This is a genomic window from Porphyrobacter sp. THAI-01a, from assembly GCF_056868655.1.
The window spans coordinates 2,269,847-2,290,275 of the sequence record NZ_CP180579.1; the positions used below are offsets into that span (position 1 = coordinate 2,269,847).

12 protein-coding genes are annotated in these 20,429 nt (G+C 57.5%); 8 read left to right on the forward strand and 4 right to left on the reverse strand.

All coding sequences use genetic code 11. The features are described 5' to 3' along the window. Window positions 1-51 precede the first annotated feature (51 nt). The 3 genes from ACMX37_RS11100 to ACMX37_RS11110 are packed head-to-tail and all read right to left on the reverse strand — an operon-like array spanning window position 52 to window position 9,593. Window positions 52-3,390: a hypothetical protein gene (locus tag ACMX37_RS11100; RefSeq protein ID WP_483145980.1), complete on the reverse strand. Its 3,339-nt coding sequence runs from the start codon at window positions 3,388-3,390 to the stop codon at window positions 52-54. Beyond that, window positions 3,390-6,686, reverse strand: a complete 3,297-nt coding sequence (locus ACMX37_RS11105; RefSeq protein WP_483145981.1) for a DNA methyltransferase — start codon at window positions 6,684-6,686, stop codon at window positions 3,390-3,392. The genes ACMX37_RS11100 and ACMX37_RS11105 overlap by 1 nt, the downstream gene beginning before the upstream one ends. A 30-nt stretch (window positions 6,687-6,716) precedes the next feature. Further along, window positions 6,717-9,593, reverse strand: coding sequence for an SNF2-related protein (locus tag ACMX37_RS11110; RefSeq protein WP_483145982.1), 2,877 nt, complete (start codon window positions 9,591-9,593; stop codon window positions 6,717-6,719). Between the two features lie 217 nt (window positions 9,594-9,810). On the opposite strand from ACMX37_RS11110, the gene ACMX37_RS11115 reads away from it, so the two are divergent. The 4 genes from ACMX37_RS11115 to ACMX37_RS11130 all read left to right on the forward strand — a co-directional run bounded on the left by ACMX37_RS11115 (window position 9,811) and on the right by ACMX37_RS11130 (window position 13,297). Further along, window positions 9,811-10,791, forward strand: a complete 981-nt coding sequence (locus ACMX37_RS11115) for a hypothetical protein (protein WP_483145983.1) — start codon at window positions 9,811-9,813, stop codon at window positions 10,789-10,791. After that, entirely contained in the window at window positions 10,791-11,258 is a 468-nt protein-coding gene (locus tag ACMX37_RS11120) for a hypothetical protein (RefSeq protein WP_483145984.1), read from the forward strand. Before ACMX37_RS11115 ends, ACMX37_RS11120 begins: the two co-directional genes overlap by 1 nt. A 171-nt stretch (window positions 11,259-11,429) precedes the next feature. Continuing rightward, window positions 11,430-12,197, forward strand: a complete 768-nt coding sequence (locus ACMX37_RS11125) for an HNH endonuclease (RefSeq protein WP_483145985.1) — start codon at window positions 11,430-11,432, stop codon at window positions 12,195-12,197. 518 nt (window positions 12,198-12,715) lie between these two features. Beyond that, on the forward strand, window positions 12,716-13,297 hold the full coding sequence (locus ACMX37_RS11130; protein WP_483145986.1) for a hypothetical protein: 582 nt from the start codon (window positions 12,716-12,718) through the stop codon (window positions 13,295-13,297). An 84-nt stretch (window positions 13,298-13,381) separates the two neighbouring features. Here ACMX37_RS11130 and ACMX37_RS11135 read toward each other — a convergent pair whose 3' ends face one another. Continuing rightward, window positions 13,382-13,999 carry a hypothetical protein gene (locus ACMX37_RS11135; protein WP_483145987.1) on the reverse strand — a complete coding sequence of 206 codons (618 nt, stop codon included), beginning with the start codon at window positions 13,997-13,999 and terminating at the stop codon, window positions 13,382-13,384. Between the two features lie 237 nt (window positions 14,000-14,236). Here ACMX37_RS11135 and ACMX37_RS11140 point away from each other — a divergent pair, with 237 nt between their 5' ends. Genes ACMX37_RS11140 through ACMX37_RS11155 form a run of 4 tightly spaced genes read left to right on the forward strand, consistent with a single transcriptional unit; the run spans window position 14,237 to window position 20,301 of the window. Next, entirely contained in the window at window positions 14,237-14,992 is a 756-nt protein-coding gene (locus ACMX37_RS11140; protein WP_483145988.1) for a hypothetical protein, read from the forward strand. Continuing rightward, a complete protein-coding gene (locus ACMX37_RS11145; protein WP_483145989.1) occupies window positions 14,992-17,193 on the forward strand; it encodes a Mu transposase C-terminal domain-containing protein in 2,202 nt (733 codons plus the stop codon). Before ACMX37_RS11140 ends, ACMX37_RS11145 begins: the two co-directional genes overlap by 1 nt. Next, on the forward strand, window positions 17,186-18,082 hold the full coding sequence (locus ACMX37_RS11150; RefSeq protein WP_483145990.1) for a TniB family NTP-binding protein: 897 nt from the start codon (window positions 17,186-17,188) through the stop codon (window positions 18,080-18,082). Before ACMX37_RS11145 ends, ACMX37_RS11150 begins: the two co-directional genes overlap by 8 nt. Before the next feature lie 8 nt (window positions 18,083-18,090). Next, window positions 18,091-20,301 carry a TniQ family protein gene (locus tag ACMX37_RS11155; RefSeq protein ID WP_483145991.1) on the forward strand — a complete coding sequence of 737 codons (2,211 nt, stop codon included), beginning with the start codon at window positions 18,091-18,093 and terminating at the stop codon, window positions 20,299-20,301. Window positions 20,302-20,429: the final 128 nt, after the last annotated feature.

Below are 20,429 nucleotides of genomic sequence, written 5' to 3' on the forward strand. Positions count from 1 at the left end.
CTCGATAATCACCGTTGCTTGGAGGCATTAAGGTCGGCGGTCGCGAGCCCCCTACTGGGGCGCAACGATGGCCCTGAACAGCAGGTCGATATAGCTGCTGTTGCTCTTCTCCATAAAGAGGACATTCCTCGCCTCGAGGTCCGCACGGTTCAGCCGCCGCGAGTTAAGCAGATCCCCAAAGTCAGTTTCGGACAGGATGAATGCGTTCAAGCTAAGTGAGCCATCCCCGACCTCACCCTCGAGCTTCTTGACCTCGCGGTAGAGGTTGAACTTGGGATCGTCGAGATCCAGATTACGAATGCCTTTGGGGTCAAGGAAGCTGAGGCTCTGATGGCCAGTGTCATCGTCGACCAGCCACAGCAAAAAGTCGGGGTAGAAATTTCCAGCCAGGGCGAAGCCCAGCCCTTTGGCTTTGCTGTCAGCATTTCGAAGCAGGTAAAGGCTTCGTTTCCCGATTGCTTTGCGCCCAGCATCGGATTCGTAAAAGGCCATGAGGTCCTTCACGAACCTGACTTCACTCTCTGCGCCCAAGCCTAGAGGCCGCATCTTCAATGGGAGCGTGCCGTCCTTCACCGGGCAAAGCAGCGGGTAAAACAGGTGCCGATCGAAGCTGATCGCCACCATATTGGCCGCATGCCACTTGTTGGCTTCGCCGATGTTACCCGCGGCAACAATCTCTTGCAGCGCCTTCAAACGGTTCAGGTAGGTTTCACCGGCATCGCTGTTCTCGATCTCGAACTGATAAAGCTTGAGCATCGAGCCATGCTCTTCCGTCACCTCGTCGAGGTCAAAATGCTGACCCTCATAGGCCGCTTTCAAGCCCTGATAGAAACGGTCGGTGTAGTCGCAGAGCAGCTGAAGCAGGACGTCCTGAAGTTTCAGGACCGTCGTAAAGCCCGAGAATGTTAGCTCGCTCGCTGGCATGAACAAGGTGTACCAGTCGTCGCGGCTCTCGCAGAATTGGCGAAGCCGAGCCTTCTCGAGGCGGAGATTGCTCCAACTCTTCTGCAGTTTGTACTGCTGCAACGACAGGAAAAGGCGATCCCAGTCGAACATGGCCATCATGGCCCGGTCGATCTTGCCGATGTGGCGCGCGTTACCGTCATCCGTCTGCCCCTTGCCGTCAGAGGCCATGGCCTCAACGCGTGGGTAGAGGTCCAGCGTGACATGCGGCTGTTTGATCTTGCCTTCGAATTCCGCAGGCACCTCGTAGAGCCATGGGAAATGGACTCGCTTGAAGCCTTTGGCCTGATTGTCCTTGTAGCCATCGCGCAGCTTGAGGGTTTTCAGGCGCCTGCCTGTTGGCAGGTTGCTGCGGGTTGGAAAATCGAGCGTGACGATCTCGTCGCTCGGCGTAATCCCTTCCTCGATCAGATATTCGCGGAATGTGGCCATGTAGTCGGCCCGCACCCCGAAAATGTTGAGCGCCTCCAGCTTTTCCAGGTAGCTGCCCTTGGGCCGTTCGGTCGGCAGGGAACGCTTCAACGACATGTCACGCCCCTTGAGGCGGACGCCGCGGCCGAAGAGCTGGATGATCTGGGAGCCTTCACCTCGGCCCATGTTGAGCAGCCCCATCGTCGATACGCGCCAGCTCGACCAGCCCTCGGTGAACTTGCGCGATCCCACAAGCATCGACATGCGGCTGTCAGGCAGGTTGATTTGATGAAACAGGCTGCCAGCGAAATCGTAGCTCTCGGTATCGAACCCTGTTTCGGCCTCATCGGCCGTTTTGAAGAAGCCGCTGTCATCGCCGATGTTGATCAGGCCAAATGGCTCTGAGCTGCCGACACGCAGCGCGAGCTCTCCCTTGCTGCTCTTGAGGTTGATGAGCTTCAGCCGCTGACGCGATTCCGCATTGAATACGCGGCGCAGAATGTCGGCATAGACGGCTTCTGCATCTTGCCCGAGAAGTGGAGTGAAGCGCCCTGCGAAGATGCTGCGCCCCTTGGTATCGAGCAGTTGGGCTCGGTCGGCGATCAGCTCTGCGATCCAGCCTTTGGCGCGCTCATCATTGTTCAGGAACCCGGCGAGGAAGCCAAGCACCGCCATGAGGTCGCTCTCTTCGCCAGCAACCGTGTGGCCGACAAACACCCAGAGTGGCCGCTCGATATTGAAGTCGGCCATGACGGACCGCTTCGTCTCCCACAGGTAGAGCTGCTGGTAGAAGGCCAGCAAGCATGCCGTGAAATAGAGCGCGCGGGTCTCCTCATCGCGGTCGTCCGCAAGGTTGAGGATTAGGTGCTCCTTGCCGTAGCCATCAGCGTAGAAGAACTTGTAGCTGTAATCGAACAGGATTGCCTTGGCGTAAGTCTCCTTCACGGCATCGCTGCGCGCCCGCTTCTGCTCTGCGAGGCTGAGGCTCAGCTGCGCCCGTTCGTCACCGGTCAAGGTGCGCCATTGGCGCTCCGGGAAGATCCGTTTGGCCTTGCGCTTGAGCAGTTCCTCTTCCGCCTTTTCGACCGCCATGCCCTTGCCGACGGCCTGCGAGAAGGTGGCGCTGTATTCGAAGGCAAAGCCCTTGCTCACCAGCTTCTCGCGGCGGGCAAGCCATGCGCCTGCACCGCTGCTGGTTCCGCGATGGCCCTCGTCTACCAGCACGAGATTGTCGCCTTCGAAGGCGTCCACGGCGACAGTCTTGTCGCCGCCCTCATCCCCGAGCTTGTTGACGTCGATCACCTCGATCGTGCCGGGGAAGTCGGGGGCACGGTTCTTGTCGAATAGGCGGTGGAACGAGAAGCCGGAGAGCGACAGCTCCTCAAGATGCTGGCGCGACAGGCCCTCATTGGGGGTGAGGATGATGATCTTGTCGGGATATGCGCCCGAACCCACGCCGGCATTGCCGCCACGGTAATAGTGCAGATACTGCCGGATGTTGACGTGGAGCAGCAGCGTCTTGCCGCTCCCGGTCGCGCTCCAGTAGGCGATCTTGTTGAGATCGTCTGCGGTATAGGGGCGGAACGGCTCGGCACCCTCTTCCTCCCTGTACGCCTTCAGCTCGGCGTTCAGCCCATCGAGCAGGTCCTGCCGATGGTTGAAATACCAGTCGAGGTAGATCTCGCTGAACAGAAGGCTTAGGTACTGGAAGTACTTCATCGTCAGCACCGCGCCTTCGGCGACGTTGCGTTTTTCGGTGATCGCCTTCCAATGGCCGACGATGTTCAGGTCATAGCGACGTAGCTCGGCATTGCTGATGCGGTCGTACTCGAACAGGTCACGCACCAGCTCATGGAAGAACCGCGTCTGCCCGTCATCGTCCAACCCCTCGTGCCGGTCAGCACCCAGGCGCTCCTTGAGCACGGCGAGGCTCTTCCCCCGGAAGTGGGAAAGCATCCAGCGATTGAGCACCAGCTCCTGATGGAAGCTGCGCTTCTTGGCAGGCGGGCGTGCCATCAGGCATCCGCCACATCGAACATGCGGGAAAGGAACTCGGGCTCGATCTGCCGGATATTCAGCTCCTTTTCACCGCCGCCATCGGCCTCGCTGGCCTGCAGTTTCGTGGGCAGGTTGTGATCGCCGTTGACGTAGACCACGTCATATTCGGTATCGCCAGGATTGATGGCGAGCCGGTCGCACAGCTTGGTCAGCCCGTCGTAGTCGAGCTTCTCGCAGTCGCGCCACAGGATCAGGGTGCGCTTGCCATCGGGCAGCGTGCCTTCAACCGTGGCGAAGCCGCGCGCGAGCTGGATGTCGATCGTCTTGACCGTGAGGCCAATCAGATAATTGAACGTCTCGAGCAGGTCGACCTTGGCCCGCTGGGCCGCACCGGCGCTGTCGACCGCGATGTCCAGCTCGTAATCGAATGGCTTGGCGAAATCCTCGACCGAGAGCAGCGATCCGCGGGATTCGACGTCAAGCATATAGCGCATTAGATATTCATCGCGGGCTCCCGGCCCCATACGTTCGAGCAGGCCCTGCTGCCCGGCGTCACGGTTCAGCGTCAGGTTGTTGAGGGTGTCCTCGTAACTCTCGATCTTGAGGACCTTGAAGGCGTGGCTGATACCGTCGACGGACTTCGGCCTCCCGTCGCGCCAAACAGAGGCGTAAACGGTCTTCTTGAGACGCGGAATGATGGTTCGGTCGATATAACTGTTCACCTCCATCAAGAGGTACTTTCGGGCAAGTCTATCAATACGATTAGATTCGATAACCGCACCAGCAGTGCTTCCCGAACCACCGAACACGTCCAAAACCACGTCATTTTTTCCCGTCGCCATCCTCACGAACCGGGCGACGAAATTGGTATGTTTAGGTGCGAGGAAGACACCTTTACGACCGAAGAGATTGGTAGTCTCCTTCTCTCCGTCGGAGTAATCGACAATTATAGTTTTAGAAACATTCGTGTCGACGTCCTGCAGGAACCGCTTCTGCTGAGGCACCTTGGTTTCGTCTGGCCCAAACGCAATCCGATGATCTGCGGTCAGAGACTCCCAAGAGTTACGACCTGGATAGGTCGGGTCAATTTTGAATGTCCCTTTCCAGCCACGAGAAGGCATCGCGCAGGGCTTTCCGGTTATCGGGTGAGTCGGCTGATAATACCGGAAATTCGGGTGGCTCGGGTCCTTCGTTGTAGGCGATTGCTTCTGATCCGACTCCATGATCGTCCAATCGCTTTCACGATAGAACCAGAGCTTCGCTCCTCTTTCTCGAGCCTCCTCAAATGGACAGAATCGCCCCTCGGGATCACGATACTCGCAGAACTTGTACTGGTAGACACCCTTCCAGGGATCGTTCCTCTTCTCTTCTTCCCAATCGAGACCATCTGCCTCAATCTGTTTGCGCAGCTCATTCATGTGATCGCGGTAGAGCTTTCGAACAGCCATTTGTGCTTCATCTGGACTGGCGAAACTTGAGCTAAGCTGAGCCGATAGCTCCATCACCTCCTCGTAACCCGGCTTAGGCTCACGAAACATTGAGTAATCTTGCTCGGCCTCCGCGAAGCTTTTGCTGTATACTTCCACGTATTCGTGGTTTGTTGAGAAGGCCTTCGCACGTCCATCGTTTGTGTTTTGAACCCAGATTAGCTCGGCAACTCGATTTTCTCGACCGAATGCATAGTCCATTGCACCAACAAGAGAATCTCTCTCAGTTTTATCAATACTTACAAAGCAAGCGGAAGCATCAACCATCATCTTACGAATCTGCAGAAACTTATCGCTCATCATGGACGCCCATGAGGAGTGGCGATAACTATTTTTATATGGGATAGCGCTAACATTGGTATTGTAGGGAGGGTCGAGGTAAACACACTTTACTTTTTCGCGATATCTCTGAGCCATAAGCGTAAGGCCTTGGAAATTATCGCCATGGACCAGCAGGCCATCCATGCTGGCATCCAGATCGGGGATGGCCTTGAGCAGATCGGCGCGAAACGCCGCGTCGAACAGCGCTGTATCCACCATTAAATAGGGTTGGGCTTTCAGGTCTGCTGCGGTGCCCGGTGCAGCGCTGTCGCGCATACCCAGATCGTGCCACTGCGCCCATTGCGCGGGGTTGGCTGCAATCCGGTCATAGAGCGCTTCCGGCACGCGATCGAGCGTGACGCAATAATGCGCCGCCACCACGAATTTCTTCTTGAGCCACAGCTTCTTCTGGAAATCCTCGATGCTTGCAAGGAAGGTGATCAGATCCTGCGCGATCGCGCGCAAACACTGGATCATTCGCAGGTTGGCCTCGATCGCGGCGAAAATCTTGGCGTCCTGCACATCGTCGAGGTTCATCACCTCGTTTTTGATGTAGAAATCGAGCTCGCGGCGCAGGAACGTGCCGAGGTCCTTGTGGATGAAGTAGTCGGCCGTGTTCTTCTGGGTATAGGTCGTCAGGTGCTTTTCCAGCACGGTGCGCTGCGGGTTTTTGTCCGTCGGTGCCCGGGTGGTCAGGTCCAGCCAGCTCGCCTTTACCGCCTCATCCGACAGCACGGCCTGCACCGCTGCTGCAACCAGGCTTTCCTGCGTCGTCTTTGGTGGAAATGCCCGATACTCGAAGCGGATGACCAGATCGCCATCCTCCTCTGCGATGGGGACGATCTCTTCCTCGTATGGCACGCCCTCATCATCGATACGCGTGACGGTGCGCGCCTCGGCTAGCGCGAAGCGGCGGTCCTTGTCGTTGTCCTTGCGATTGTCCTTGGCGGTATCCGCAGCGATCAGCTGGAACCGGACGGCGCGGCCATCGGGCAGCTTGAAGCCATAGTTGCTGAACGCCTCGCCGGACTTGGTGTAGTACTGGTCCTTGTTGGCCCAGTGCAGCACCACCTCTTCCCCGGCATAGGGTATGGCATAGGTGTCGCCCTTGTACCGGCGCTGGCTGATGAAATCGCCCTTGTCGTAATAGCGCGAGAAGAACGCCAGCAAATGCGAGAACACGGCGTTCTCGTGATCGGACGCGCCGGATGCCGCACCGGCGATCGCGGCGCGCAGTTCCTTGACCTTGGGTGCAGATTCTGGATCGACCCCCGCAGAGGTCAGAGCCTTGATCGTTTCGTCAAGCTCGCGCTGGTGAGCCTCCATGTTGGCTGCGGAGCCTGTGGCCAGTGCCGCCTCCACTTGCTCCCGCAACCGCTTGGTCAGGTATTCGTTGATCTCGTCCGCGCGAGCATTGAGGATGCGGTAGACGCCGAAATCCAGCTCCGGCCGGTCAATCTGGAAAATCTCGCGCAGCTTGGTGACGAGTTCGTCGAACTTACTCATGTGTGAATCATGCTCCCTTGAGGAGCATCCCTACACAACCGACCAGCGAATGGTGAACAATGTTTCGCTGGTTGTCCGCTGCCGCATGCGCTTTTGCAGGGCATCGATCATGCTGTCGCGGCGATCAGCGATTTCGTCTTCAACGTCAAAGATTTCCTGCCGCTGCTTGCGCTGCTTCCGTTCCAGCTCCTGCAACTTCTTCTGAGCCTCGTGCTCCTCCTCGACGGTCGCGGCATTGCGGGCCTGCCGACGCATCGCCTTGATCTGCTCCTTGGTGTCCTTCAGCGCCCGTTCTGCCGCGAAGATCTTGTCCTCAGCCCACTGCTCCAGCTTCTCTCGCGCCTGAGCAAAATGCTTGCCGCTGGCTTCGGCAGCCTGATTGAGCGTTGCCTTTTCGAGACGCTCGGCACCGGCCTGAAGCCGCGCAGCTATGCCATCGGGGACGGAGATCGGACGCACCACGGTCGCGCCAATCGAAAACATCTTCTCGCAGACTTCGGCATCGAGCGAGCGCCCGTCATCATCCATGCCAGAGAGCAAGAGATGCTCCTCATCCTCGAATGCAGAAATGGTAAGCCGGCGCAGGGTCAGCCATCCGCTGCTCCCGCGCATTTCCTCCATGACGGCGTTGCGAACTGGATGGCCACTCACATCGAAGTGCAGTTCGGCCGTGGGCGTGGGCAGGGCCTTCGCCTCATTGAGCACATGCTCACCCAAAGGATGGGACAGCCGGTACAGGAAGCTTCCGTGGGCGTTCACCTCCAGCCCGTCTTCGCGCAGCTTGGAAATAAGGTGGTATCGGCCGCGGGAGATTTCGGGTGCTGGTGGCTGGTGGAGGTCGAAGGTCAAGCTGGCAGGATTAAACTGTGCTGCCGAGTCCAGCATGTGCCGGGTGACGTCCCAGAACTTGCTGCTGATCCGGTCGAGCTGAGCCTTGGTCTCATCCAGACGCAGCTTCAGCCGGACATGAACATCTTCGTCAAAATGCTCCAGCAGCGTGGCGCGGGTCTCGTCCATTCGGGAGGCGATTTGCTCCTCAAGCTCGGCCTGCAAGGCATCAAAGGCCGACTTGATCTCGCCCTCAGTCCGGCACCTCTCATAGATTTCCAGGATCCGGCGCTCGAAATCGACACCTGACTCAATGGCGCCGAGCACCTCATCCGACGCGCCGAAAACGCCGTCGAACAGCTTGAACTTGTCGCGGAGCAATTCATGTACGCGCATATCGACCGCGTTGCGCTCGTTGAGGAAGTTTATGACGATGACGTCGTGGGTCTGGCCGTAGCGGTGGCACCGTCCGATCCGCTGCTCGATCCGCTGCGGATTCCATGGCAGGTCATAATTGATGACTATCGAGCAGAATTGGAGGTTGACGCCCTCGGCCGCCGCCTCGGTCGCGATCATGATGTCGGCATGGTCACGGAAATGGTCGATCAGGGCACTACGCATGTCGATCGCGCGAGACCCGGTGGAACGGCCGCTGTCGGCATTTTCGGCGATCCAGCGCTCGTAGATCGCTTGATTATCCTCGCCAGCGTTGGTGCCGCTGAAGCTGACGACCTTCCCTCGGTGGCCGTTATCTTCGAGGAACCGTCCAAGATAATCCTGGGTCCGACGGGACTCAGTGAAGATCAGCGCTTTGCGCTTGGCGCCCATTTCGGCCTGCTTGGCAAACCCGATATCCAGCGCCTTTTGGAGCGCAAAAGTCTTGCTGTCGGTCTGGATCGCCTTCGCCCTATTAACCAGCGCGGCAATCTCTTCGGTTTCTTTGCGCAGTTTGATCGGTTGAATGATCAGCTCTTGGCCTTCCGGATCGCTCTCCGTCTCCCACTCCTCAAGCAACTCAGGCTCGAATTCCTCATCTTCGAGAAGGGCCTCGAGCAAATCACTGCCGGAATTGGCTTCGCTTTTGCGGAGTTCCTCGAGCCGAGACTTCATAGTCGATAGGGTTCCAGCGATTGCAACCGACGATGACGCGAGCAATTTTCGCATCACCAGCACCGTGAGATGCCTTTGCCGATCCGGCACCGAATACGTCCCCTCTTCCTCGAGGAACTTCGTGACCAGGTCGTAGAGCTCCTGCTCTGCATCGGTAGGATAGAATGGCTGGGTCAGGGCATGCCTTGCCGTGTACCGAACGTACTCCATGACCTGTCGGCGCAAGGTTCGCTTGCAGAATTCGGTCAGGCGGCCACGCAGTTCCGCGATGCTGCCGCCCGCGTTCATGTACTTCGCGCGAAAGGCATATTGGTCGCCAAAGAGATCCTCATCGATCAACGTCGACAGGCCATAAAGTTCAAGCAGGCTGTTCTGAAGCGGGGTGGCGGTCAGCAGAAGCTTCTTGCGACCCTCGGTTGCCCATCGGATCGCCTGCCCAAGCCGATTGCTCTGCCTGTAGGCGTTCCGCAATTTGTGGGCCTCGTCGATCACCACGAGGTCCCATTCGATCGCACGTACCTCGTCTTGCAGCCTCGCCGCGTAATGATAGGACGTGATCAGCACAGCCTTTTGCTCAAGGGGCCAAGCATGACCTTCTCGGCGCAGCTCGCGGTAGGTTTTGGCGTCCAGAACGAACGCTGGCAGATTGAATTTTTCCTGAAGTTCGTTCGCCCACTGCTGGCGAATGGCGGCGGGGCAGATGATGATCAGGCGGCGCTTACGCTCCGCCCACTTCTGGCAGAGAACAATTCCCGCCTCGATGGTTTTGCCTAAGCCTACCTCATCGGCAAGAATGACGCCCTGAGACAAAGGGGATTGCAGCGCAAAAGTCGCGGCTTCGATTTGGTGCGGGTTGAGATCAACCGATGCGTCGAACAACGACATCGACAGGTTGTCCTCAGCACCGGATGGCGCCTGCCGGGTCACCTGGTATGAGAAAAGTCGGGCGTGGTAATCGGTAATCCGCATCCAGACTGGGTAGCATGGCCTGTAAATCAGACTAGCCCCCGAAATTCATGAACCACACGAAGCCCTTCGTATCGCGAGCTTTTCTGCGCCAATCTGCGCCTTGTCCGGGCATCGAGTCGAGCTGCCCAGTCGCGACGTCCTCAAATCAAAGGTTGAAGGGTATCTTCACGCAGCTACTCACCTTGATGAGTCGGTGACGTAAGCGTATGTTCTGGCGATGAAATGGAAGCCTCGCAACCTGCGCGATCTGAGCCGAATGATCGTGGGCGACGTTGAGCATTTTCAGTATCGCTCAAGCAAATACATCACCGAATTCTTCGAGGACTGTGATCTTGATTTCGTTCATAATGGCGAAACGCGCCCGGTCTGGGTAGCAGAGCGGCTCGAAAAAGTGCTGGCCATGCCCGGCTCCACCCAGACATTTATGCCCGACGCTTTTCTGCGGATTATCCGCCGCCTTCTCGACAAGGGCGAAGCCGAGGGCGATGACATCGATCGCTCGAAAGCGCTTTCGGCACTCAATATCGTTCTACTTCGTGAAGGCTGGGCCGCATTTTATGATGAGGACGGCCTCGCACAGCTTCGGCATGTTGCAACCAATACCATCGCGCAGATGGCCAATCCCCATCGCCCATTCACGCCATCCGAGGTCGAGCGCCGCGATCAGCTCTTCGCCTATCTTGGCAAGTGCTCCGAGGATGAGCTGATTGAGGAAGTGCTACTGCCGCTCTTCCGCCAGCTCGGCTTCCACCGAATCACAGCCGCAGGGCACAAGGACAAGGCACTGGAATATGGGAAGGATGTGTGGATGAAATACACGCTGCCGACCCTTCACGTCCTCTATTTCGGCATTCAGGCAAAGAAGGGAAAGCTGGACTCTTCGGGTGTAAGCACCTCCAACGTAGCAGAGATCCACAATCAAGTGACGATGATGCTCGGCCACGAGATCTTCGATCCTGAGCTAAGCCGCCGGGTGCTGGTTGATCACGCGTTCATCGTTGCTGGAGGCGAAATCACCAAGCAGGCGCGCAACTGGATTGGCAACAAGCTCGATGCAAGTAAGCGGTCACAGGTAATGTTCATGGACAGGGACGATATTCTCAACCTGTTTGTAGTGAGCAATCTGCCGTTGCCCAAAGGCGCGCTCCCCGCTGGGCCGCGGGCTTGGGATGACCTCGACGAAGATGTGCCATTTTAATGAGACACGATGAAATCCCTGACGAGCTTCGTCCGCTCGTCTACGACTTCTTCTTCTGGTTCTCGCGCTTCGAATATGCGCTGAAAGAGGCGCGGATGCTGAAGAAGCTCGAGCCAGGCGCAAAGGCGGAGGCAGACTGGACCCGCTTCATCAACGCGCACAAGGACGGCTATCAGATCGATGCAGCGGGCAAGGCGCTGATCGCAGCGAACCCGAAGCGACAGATCGTAACCGAGACAGGCCTGGATTTTCGAGAAGTCGGCTTCAATCCCGGGGCAAGCGATCTCGAGCGCGTCGTTCGGCTCGCAAACGCCGTGCGCAACAACCTGTTTCACGGTGGCAAGCACGGCAGCACTTATTGGAATGACGCAAACCGAATGAGGCTGCTGCTGCAAACGACGATTTCCGTGCTAGACAGTCTGGCCGAACAAATGGACATGAGTTCTGACTATCGCAGCGAGTACTGAAATTGGCATGACAATGACGGTGCCCAAGAGCCTTTGCTCATGACCGTAGTGCGCGATATCGTTCCCTCGCCTGAGCTCATCATGGGATGCAAGGCAGTGTTCGGGCGAGTGAGCTCACACGTCCTTTGCTTTGCGGGCAGGGGCGATCATAACAGCCCGAGGCGCTACTATATGATGCCCGCAGGCGCGGCACGGCGCGCGGTCACACAGCCATATATCATCGCAGTAGGTGGCGGGGCTCAGGTTCGCGACGGCCTAAAGGGCTGCGTGGTCAACTTAGTACGGGCGGGCACCGTCTATGGCGACACTGCTACTCTGCTTGATGACCCCATCGAAGTTCAGCGCTTGGCCCGCTGGCCGGTGGCCATCGCACTTCACGACGTATGGCAGGTGCGTGGCAATCCTCGGCTGATCGAAGATCTAGGCATGCCGGACCGGCTCGTGCTCGAAGGGGCGGTCGATGGCATCGTTCGCCACGATGATCGCATCGAAGCACTTTGGGAGGCGATGGCGGATTGGCCGATCGACCTCGCCAGCCTCACCCTGCCAGCCAACTTCTTCGACAGTGGCGTACCGACATTTGCGTCCAATGGGAGGCGGCCGGTTATTGCTGGGGGCGTGGGATCGGACGAAGGCAGGCGAGTCTGGAAAACCCAGCTCGCAATCGAGCGCCGCCCCGAGCTCGCGCGTGCAGCTAAACAACTCTCAGCCGATCGTCATGGAACACCAACCTGCGAGGCATGCGGCTTAGCACACCCCGATTTCGGCATGTTCGACGCTCATCACCCGAACCCTTTAGCGACGGGGCAGCGCCAAACGCTTGCTGAGCATCTCATTGTGCTGTGCCCGACCTGTCATCGCCGGGCGCACCGGAAGGATCGGCTCGTACCCTTTACGCTCGCTGAGCTGCGCGATTGGATCGTCAATGGCCGGCCGTAAGGGGAAGACAGGAAGCAACTCTGCCCGCACGCCCTGAACAAGAAGGCGAGCATCCTGCAAGTCTCGAGATCCGCCAACCTTTGAGGAAGTCCTACCACCGGGGTTGTAACGCTTTAGAAAGTCATAATACGCTTTCAGCAAATTAAGAATCTAGGTTCCTTTAATGAACCGGAATGAATTAAAATCCTTAGCGAACGCATAAGGTGGCATCATATGCAGCCATTCGATAGATAATTAGTCTAAATCAACATTATAAGAATAATTACAATATCAGTTTATTTATAGATGAATTTTCTTTATTCAAAACTAAAAATAGGACAAATCTTCCTATTCGCATCAATTGGCCATTCTAAATATTTTAGTTGACATGCCGACAAATTTACTTTATAGGGAAAATTCACCAGCACTCATGACACATACTGCGCCCTCGCGCTATAGGGTGGCCGCGTAACGTTGCATGTGTTGGCATATCTCGCCCCACCCCCCCTCCAAATTGTCAACTTTCAAGGATATACTATATGCAGCTAGGTATTGTGGCTCAGCAGCGTGCGTTGAGCTTGTCTGAACTCGAACACCTTTGTGATTGCAGCTCCCTCGATGTCGAAAGGCTCGCCTTCGTCTGCGGGCAGAACCTCCTGACTGGACAGGCGCCTTCGGTTGACCTCGGCACTGCCATCAACATGCTCATCCAGCGAAAAGGACAACGAGCCGGTTTCGAGGCTTACGCTATGCGGCCATGGCTTCCGCATCTTCGCAATGAGACGCTGCTCCGATTGGCGGAGGACTTGAACAATTGGACTTGCCCGGAACCGTCCCAAGAGTGGCACGACTACATTCCCAACCTGTATGGCGGACGAGAGAAAATTCGCCCGTACATTGCTCGTTTGCTGCCGAACTGCTGTGTCGCCACCATCGCCTACAAGGCAAAGTTCTTCTCCGCGACGAATGTCGAGATTTTGACGGACGAGAACGCAAGCTGGGCGACGCAGGGTCTTGCGCCTCGCCTCCTTATCGATGCCGACGATCTTGGGCAGCAGATCAAGCGCGTTTGCGTCGGCCCGCTGTTCACGGTTCACTCGAAGGAGCTGCGCGCGGCATAGTCCGACCTGATTGATCAATGTAGCTTCTCTTGGGACCCCGCCCCACTTCGGGGTCCCCCCATCCTAACAACAGCGTTTGCCAGCCTACTTGGATGGGATCGTGTTGGAGGTAACCTCCATCGTCAATCGGGTTTCCTTTTCCCCCTTCAGAACGGGGAAGCGAAAAACCAGAACACTCTTTGCCTTCAGCGACGAGAGCTTCTTCGCATACGCGGCGAGGTTAAAGATGCGCGCGCTACGGAAGTCTTCGGAGTCGATTAGCTCAGCAAGATCGCCGGCCGCGAACTGGGGTTCAGCGCCGTCTACGCTGATCAGAAAGCTGCCCCTATGGGCAGAGCCGAAGATCATATCAGCTAGTCGACTTCCGTCGCTATAGTGAGCGTGAAACTCCCTTACAGCCGCCTCCGGCCCCCTGACCTCGCATGCTCCTGCATAGTTCAGAAGTACGCTCCTCAAAATCTCAGTCGCGCAGTCTCGTCCCAGCTCAGCACTTTGGCTCGGTGGCATGCCTCCGAAGCGCGACAGATCATATCTGACCATTGTCTGGGCGACGACATCGGCTGGATATGACGATCCGCGGCCGCCGCTGACTTCTATATGCCCCCGGCTCCGCCAAAGCCGGATGTTTTCGACCGGCACATCGGCAATCTCTGAGAACTCCAGTGCTGTGAGTTGGGCAAACTCTAGCTGCCAAGCCGACATAGCAGATCCTTTCGCATGTCAGCCGAACTAGACCCTTTCGAAAAAATATCAATGCAATCTTTATCTATCCAGGCGTCATCGGCCTTTCGGCCAGAGTGCTCAACGACAACCCAATTTGTGTCTCAACTTGGGACGAAATGCCATTATCTCCGTCTGATTTCGAGCAATCTGTTGACAGCGCCACAGCCAGCATCATATCGAACATATCAGTGATATGTTAACGCATCGGAGATATAAATGGCGTACACCTATAATTGGCAACCTGACGCAACTCCCATTGGCCGGATCGGAATGCAGGAGCTGGGCCTCTATGTTGATGCAAACCCGCTTCGCTCCTGGAAGCCGGGTAAGGTCTGGATCGCACGGGATGGGATTTTCCCGAAGAATCAGAAGTGTCTGAGCAAGTACGCACCCTTTGAAAGCAGCCTCGAGGCGCTTGCCCACCTTCTCCTTTCGGTCGATCAGCGTATCAAGTGCTACGCCTGTCAGCCGCACAAGCTTCAGTATTGGATGCCCAATGCGGAAGGCGGACAGGACAAGCACGAATACACGCCCGACTTCGTCGCTCTTACGAAGGATGGTCGGCTGCTGATCATCGATGCGAAGGCCAGCCGCTTCGCCAATGACAAGAAATGGACGAAGCGCGAGCCGTTCATTCGCGCAGCCTATCGTGAAGAGTTTGGTGCGGAGCTGCTCGTCTGGACCGAGCATGAGCTCAAGGCGGAGCCTCGGCTCTCCAACGCCCGCTCATTGTATCGGCATCGTTTCGAGCCGCGAGACAAGACGGCCGAGTTGGACGCACGCCGCTCGCTTAGCGTGCTTGGCGAGGCTACGATCGGACGGCTCTGTGATGATCTGGTGCAGACTGCCGCACACACCCCCGCGGATGCCTATGGCGCCATTATGCGCCTCGCTCTGACCGGCGAGTTCATTCTCGACGAGCGGACGAAGTATAGCCGTGACACCCTGGTCAGGTTCCGGAGCGTCGGTTAATGAACTCTGCGCTTGTCTTCAAAGAACCGAATGAGCCAGCCTCCCTCTACCCAAGGCTGCGGATTGCAGCCAGGGATGTTGTTTGGCTCAAGGGCGAGGAGTGCCTCGCGCAATCCCGTCACGGCGACAGATGGCTCCTGCTTAAGCTCGATACTAACGAGACGATCATCAAGTCCGATGATGAGTTGCTGCGCCTCCATGGCTCAGGACAGCTGAAGTTTCGTTCGAGGCCCACTCGGCATCAACCTCTCTCCCCGCTCGCTCCGCAGGTATTGATGGAGGCAGCGCAGTGCGACGCTTCGCGCAAGCATGAGTACGTCCGGTACGTGAGCGATCACCCCGATGGCTTCCGGACCAGCAAGCCCTGGATCAAAGCGCGCATCGCAGAGAAGGCAGAACAGCTTGGCGATCGACAGCCGCCCTCCCCCGGATCGGTCATCAACTGGAAGCGCCTTCATGATGCGTACTTCGATGAGATTGGCTTTGCCGCCTATGCCGTCCGGCACGACCTGAAGGGTAAGCGAGGTTCGAGGCTGCCTCCCGTTATGCGGGAAGCGCTGGATCGCTCTGTTGACCGCTATCTGCAAGGTGGCTCCATCGAAGATGCGCACGTCGAGGCGCAGACGTTCATCCACGACTTCAATCAGACAGCTGAGGGCAAGAAGTATTGTCAGGTTGCTCCTCAGCGCTTCCTCCGCAAGGATGGAACGCTAGCCGCACCGAGCATCTCGACGCTGCGGCGCGAAATCTCTCAGAAGCTTTCGCCTTTCGTTGTCCAAGCCGGCCGGGTCGGGAAGTATTCTGCCCGTCGAAAGTTCACGACCTTCCAGACGCGTCGCTTGCCTGAGCGCCCATACCAAGAGGTCGAGATCGACTTCACGCCGATGGACGTCATCCTCGTGGCAGAGTCAGGGGCGCTGTTGGGCCGTCCTTATCTGGTCGCCCTCCTTGATCGCGCCACCCGCATGGTGCTCGGCTTCTCTGTGACGTTCGATGTGCCGACCTATGCTGCGGTGATGGACGGGATCAAGCACGCCACCTATCGGAAGGAGATTAGCCACATCGATGGCCTCAAGGACGAGGACTGGCCTTGCATGGGCAGGATCGAGAGCCTTTTCATCGACAATGGCCTCGAGTTCGCCAACACCCACCTTCGGACAGCGGCCGCCCAGCTCGGCTTTCAGATTTGTCGCCTTCCGCCCCGCGCGCCGTGGCTCAAGGGACTTGTCGAGCGCTTCATGGGCGAGGCGGCAAGGTTTGCCCACCGTCTGCCTGGCACCACGCATTCCAATGCGGTCGAGCACCGCGAGTTCGAGGAGCCTGAGCCTCCTGTTCTGACCATGTCGGAGTTTCGTGACATGGTGACCAAGTGGATTGTCACGGTCCATAATGTCAGGCCGAACCGCGCCTTAGGACAAGTGCCTGGCGTGGCTCGTAGGCCGATTGATGCTTGGCGTGACAAGCTTGATGATTTCGACGTACCTAGCCTCCCGGACGAGAAGCTCTTCGTGGCTCTTGCGGGAGAACGCGCAGAGCGCACCATCCAAAGGTATGGGGTCGACTGGGACTACATCGTCTATTGGTCACATGAGCTCGACCGCATCCTGACGCATCCCGATCATCGTTCAAGGTCGAGTGGCGGACAGTCTGCGAAGTATCAAGTCCATCGTGATCCGTATGATTTGTCGAAGATCTATCTCCACAGTCGCCATTCTAATGAGATCATCACGCTTCCTGCCGTCGAAAAGTGGGCCAGCTACACGCAAGGCCTCACCGTCCATCAGCATAGGCTCTGTCGCCAGCATGAGCTCATCCGCGAAGAGCAGAGGAGCGACCCGGATGCGCTGATGAAGGCGAAGGCCGCGATCATCGAAGCTGGTCGGGGCGCGCTCAAGTCGGGGGCCCGCAAGAAGCTTGAGCGCAACCTTCTTCGCTTTCTCTACGGGCCCCGCTTGCAGCTTCTGCAGCCGGAGGTTGTTGCAGGAGAGAAGACCGTCAAGGGGCACGAACCCATGCCTCTTTCTCCCATCATGTCGGTGCCCTCATTGATCGGAACAGATCAGGGCGCAGCAGATGCAAAGCATGTCGCGCAGCCTGACCAAGCGAATGCCCATTGGCCCATCATGTCCGAAGAAGAGGACGACGACGAAATCGGTCGCCTCGCGTCCGAGATGGCCTCGGGAGTTCGCACCGATGACTGACATCTCCGTCGCGACCCCAGGTGAACGCCAGAAACTCATCAGGAATATCTTCGTCGATCACCCGAACCATCAACAAGCCACCAAGGCTCTCAACCGGTTCTACATGCCAGTGGAAGGTGGCATTCATAACCGTGGAAGCATTTGCGCGCTGATTGGCCCAAGTCGCACTGGCAAAAGCTTCGCGGCGAACGACATTGTGGCCGCACACTTGCCGCGAGTCGGTCAAGACGGCATCAAGCGCCCCGTCCTGCTGGTCGATTGTCCCATCGAGGGTGGGACCCGTGGCATCTTGGACAGCATCGCAGATGCGCTTGGCCTTACGGTGTCCGCTCGGATGACCAACGCCAATCTGATCAACGTGATCCTTCGTGAGTTGCGGCGTGCGGAAGTCGAGTTCGTGATTTTCGACGAGGCGCAGGAACTCTTCCCCGAGAAGAACAAAAAAATTCTCGCCTTCGCACGGGGACTCCTTCGCAAGATGCTCAACCTGAACCAGTTCAACATCGCTTGCATCGGCTTGCCCGAAACCTACTTCATCATTGCCGAGGACCCGCAGTTGTTTGGTCGTGGTGGTTTGGAGCACACGCACCTGTCACCGTACGACTGGAACGATCCGCTTGATCAGACGAACTTTCGTGTCCTGTGTCACAAGTTCGACGAAGAAATGCCCTTCGAGAAGTCCGGCTTCAGCGCCCCAGACTTTGCTTACCGCCTCTTCCAGGCTTCGGAGGGGCACATCGGGCACCTGAAGAACTACCTGATCGATGCCAGCAATCGGGCAATTGAGGACGGCTCCATCCAGCTGGAGCTTCGTCACTTCGCAGACGCTTATGATGCCAGGAAGCGGCCGGGCGAAATCTTCAACCCTTTTCGCGTGTCGCAAAGGTGAGCCCTCAAATGCCCAGCAACGTCTCGGCGAGCTCGATCGGAGCGCTGCCCATGCCCATCTGGCCAGCGGAGACCTATCCGCTTGAGCCCATTCAGGGCTGGATCCACAGAGCTGCCGAGCGGAATTATGCCTTGAGCACTGACTCCTTCGTTGATTCTTTGGGCCTCAGTGGTCGCGATTGGGACTATGATGAGTTGCTCAAGATCGTCCAGCAATTGCCAATCGAGGATTTTGCCCAGCTTGAAGATTGCACACCTAAGAGGTGCGGAGATGGCTACGAGATCCGCGGGCATAAGTTGCCATATCGTTTCATCTTGAAGAGCGGCCGCCGCGTCTGCCCGATGTGTTTGGAAGAACAGCGTTACGTTCGCACCTGGTTCGATATCGTCCCATTGGCAAGCTGCCCTCACCATGATGTAGCCTTGATCGATAGCTTGCCTGGAGACCCGCTTGATTGGCGCCACCCTGAGATCGGGTGTACACGTAGCGGAATGAAGGTCCGGGCCGAGCATGCCACGGCACAGATCGCCAGTAAGCTGGATCATTTCATCGTTGAGACGGTAAGCGGAGGCCGCGTAGCTCTGCCCGGCCATCTGGATGGGATAGCGCTCAACACGATCTTGGCGGCGTCAACCTGCGTTGGGAAGCTGTATCGCGGCAATGAGAACCACGTCGCAACGCATGAGAACTTGCGTAGTCTTTGCCAACTAGGTTTCGAACCGCTTCTCGGAGGTTCCGAGGCCATCCTTGAATTTCTGCGCGGAGCGGACTGGCTGCAACAGGGCTATGACAAGGTTCGTTATAACGCTCGCTGCGACGGCGTCCCCCAGATGCTCCTCTCAATCAACGATCCACCTCTTCGCCAACTGATCACTGACACGTTCGCCCGTGCGCGCATTCGCAACGGCTTAGCCACTCCATCAGGCCGGCTGTCGCAGTACGACGGAGAAGATAATCGCCTCAATCTCAAGACTGCTGCTCGGTGTGTGGGTGTGACGCCACACACTATGCGCTCTCTCCTCGACAAGCTCACAACCGACGCGAAACACTGTGAACGCCCTCGCCGCCAGCGGATCAGCCAGGACCAGCTCGCATCAGTGCAGAACTACATTGCTGATGCCTTTGGTCCGGAAGAGGCGGCAAAACTGTTGGGATGCACGCCTGGAGATCTGAAAAGCTTGGATGCTCGTAGGCTTTTGCGCCCCGATTTCCGCCTGGGCGGAAAGGACCACTACACGAAATCGGACCTGGATGCCTTCATCGACAAAATGATCTCAGCTTCTTCCGACGGCCCCTCGCTCGATGGCGAACGCATTTCGCTCTTCTGCGACAGTGCTGGCATTTCGTTAGCTGAAGCAGCTTCGCGCATCATGCGAGAAGAGAGTTTGTTGGTCGTTGGACACGATCAAGGAGCAGCACTCTTCGATGGCTTGATGGTAGCCTCGGCGCCAGAGGCAATGCGACGCGGTTGTGTCCGCCCCAACGCTCAGGTGCGCAACGCAATAACGTATGCAGAAGCTGCAGCCCGGCTAGGAACAAAACATGAAGGGATCAGGGGGCTGATCAAAGCATCGCTTATCACGACTACAAAGGACCTGCGGGGAAAGGACCGCATTTGCCCGGCATCGATGGATCAGTTCGAATCCCGGTACGTCAAGGCTTCTGCTTACGCGCCGATTTTGGGCTGCTCTCCAACGTCAGCTCTGAAGATCCTGCGTAGGAAGGGAGTGCTGCCGATCAACGACTGGAAAGGAGCTGGCCAACGGTTTGTTGATAGGGAGGAAGTGATGGACCTTACAGGGCTGACGTGCGTTGCCTTGATCGCGCCTGCGGAATGGCAAACGATCAAAGCCGCGCTAGACGAGGAACTTGCCGCCCATGCTGTGCCGGCGACCACGCGCCTTTCGCCAAAGCCGGCGATTGAAGTCCGGGCGACCACGGGGAGATGGAGCTTGCTCATCAAGCGCGATCAGAGCCCGGCACAATATAGCTTAACCTCGAGCTTCACCTACAGGCGGCAACAGGGCCGCTTGAAGAAGGTAGAGGAAGCGTCGATTGAGCCCGAAGAAATCTGGCCCGGAGCAAGCGTGCGCAACGCCGATGGTGGTGGCTTTGTGCTCGTCGATGATGCCATTGAGGCCGACCCGCTCGGATCGAGCGCAAATATCCTTGTCGATCGGGTGATCACGCGAGCCTACCAACTCCATCAGATCCTCTAGGACGACCTCGAGAATTGTAATTTGGGGGAGTGTGCCGGACTGCGGCCGTCCGGCACACTTCTTCACGAAACCCTATCGGGCTTCTGGCAGGCTTCGTGCGGGATCGCCGCCATTCCCACCGCCGCGCT

Coding starts and splice junctions, on each gene's coding strand:
- ACMX37_RS11150 (WP_483145990.1), top strand. CDS start 17,186: ATGACTGACATCTCCGTCGCGACCCCAGGTGAACGCCAGAAACTCATC.
- ACMX37_RS11110 (WP_483145982.1), bottom strand. CDS start 9,593: ATGCGGATTACCGATTACCACGCCCGACTTTTCTCATACCAGGTGACC.
- ACMX37_RS11105 (WP_483145981.1), bottom strand. CDS start 6,686: ATGAGTAAGTTCGACGAACTCGTCACCAAGCTGCGCGAGATTTTCCAG.
- ACMX37_RS11135 (WP_483145987.1), bottom strand. CDS start 13,999: ATGTCGGCTTGGCAGCTAGAGTTTGCCCAACTCACAGCACTGGAGTTC.
- ACMX37_RS11155 (WP_483145991.1), top strand. CDS start 18,091: ATGCCCAGCAACGTCTCGGCGAGCTCGATCGGAGCGCTGCCCATGCCC.
- ACMX37_RS11140 (WP_483145988.1), top strand. CDS start 14,237: ATGGCGTACACCTATAATTGGCAACCTGACGCAACTCCCATTGGCCGG.
- ACMX37_RS11115 (WP_483145983.1), top strand. CDS start 9,811: ATGAAATGGAAGCCTCGCAACCTGCGCGATCTGAGCCGAATGATCGTG.
- ACMX37_RS11145 (WP_483145989.1), top strand. CDS start 14,992: ATGAACTCTGCGCTTGTCTTCAAAGAACCGAATGAGCCAGCCTCCCTC.
- ACMX37_RS11130 (WP_483145986.1), top strand. CDS start 12,716: ATGCAGCTAGGTATTGTGGCTCAGCAGCGTGCGTTGAGCTTGTCTGAA.
- ACMX37_RS11120 (WP_483145984.1), top strand. CDS start 10,791: ATGAGACACGATGAAATCCCTGACGAGCTTCGTCCGCTCGTCTACGAC.
- ACMX37_RS11125 (WP_483145985.1), top strand. CDS start 11,430: ATGATGCCCGCAGGCGCGGCACGGCGCGCGGTCACACAGCCATATATC.
- ACMX37_RS11100 (WP_483145980.1), bottom strand. CDS start 3,390: ATGGCACGCCCGCCTGCCAAGAAGCGCAGCTTCCATCAGGAGCTGGTG.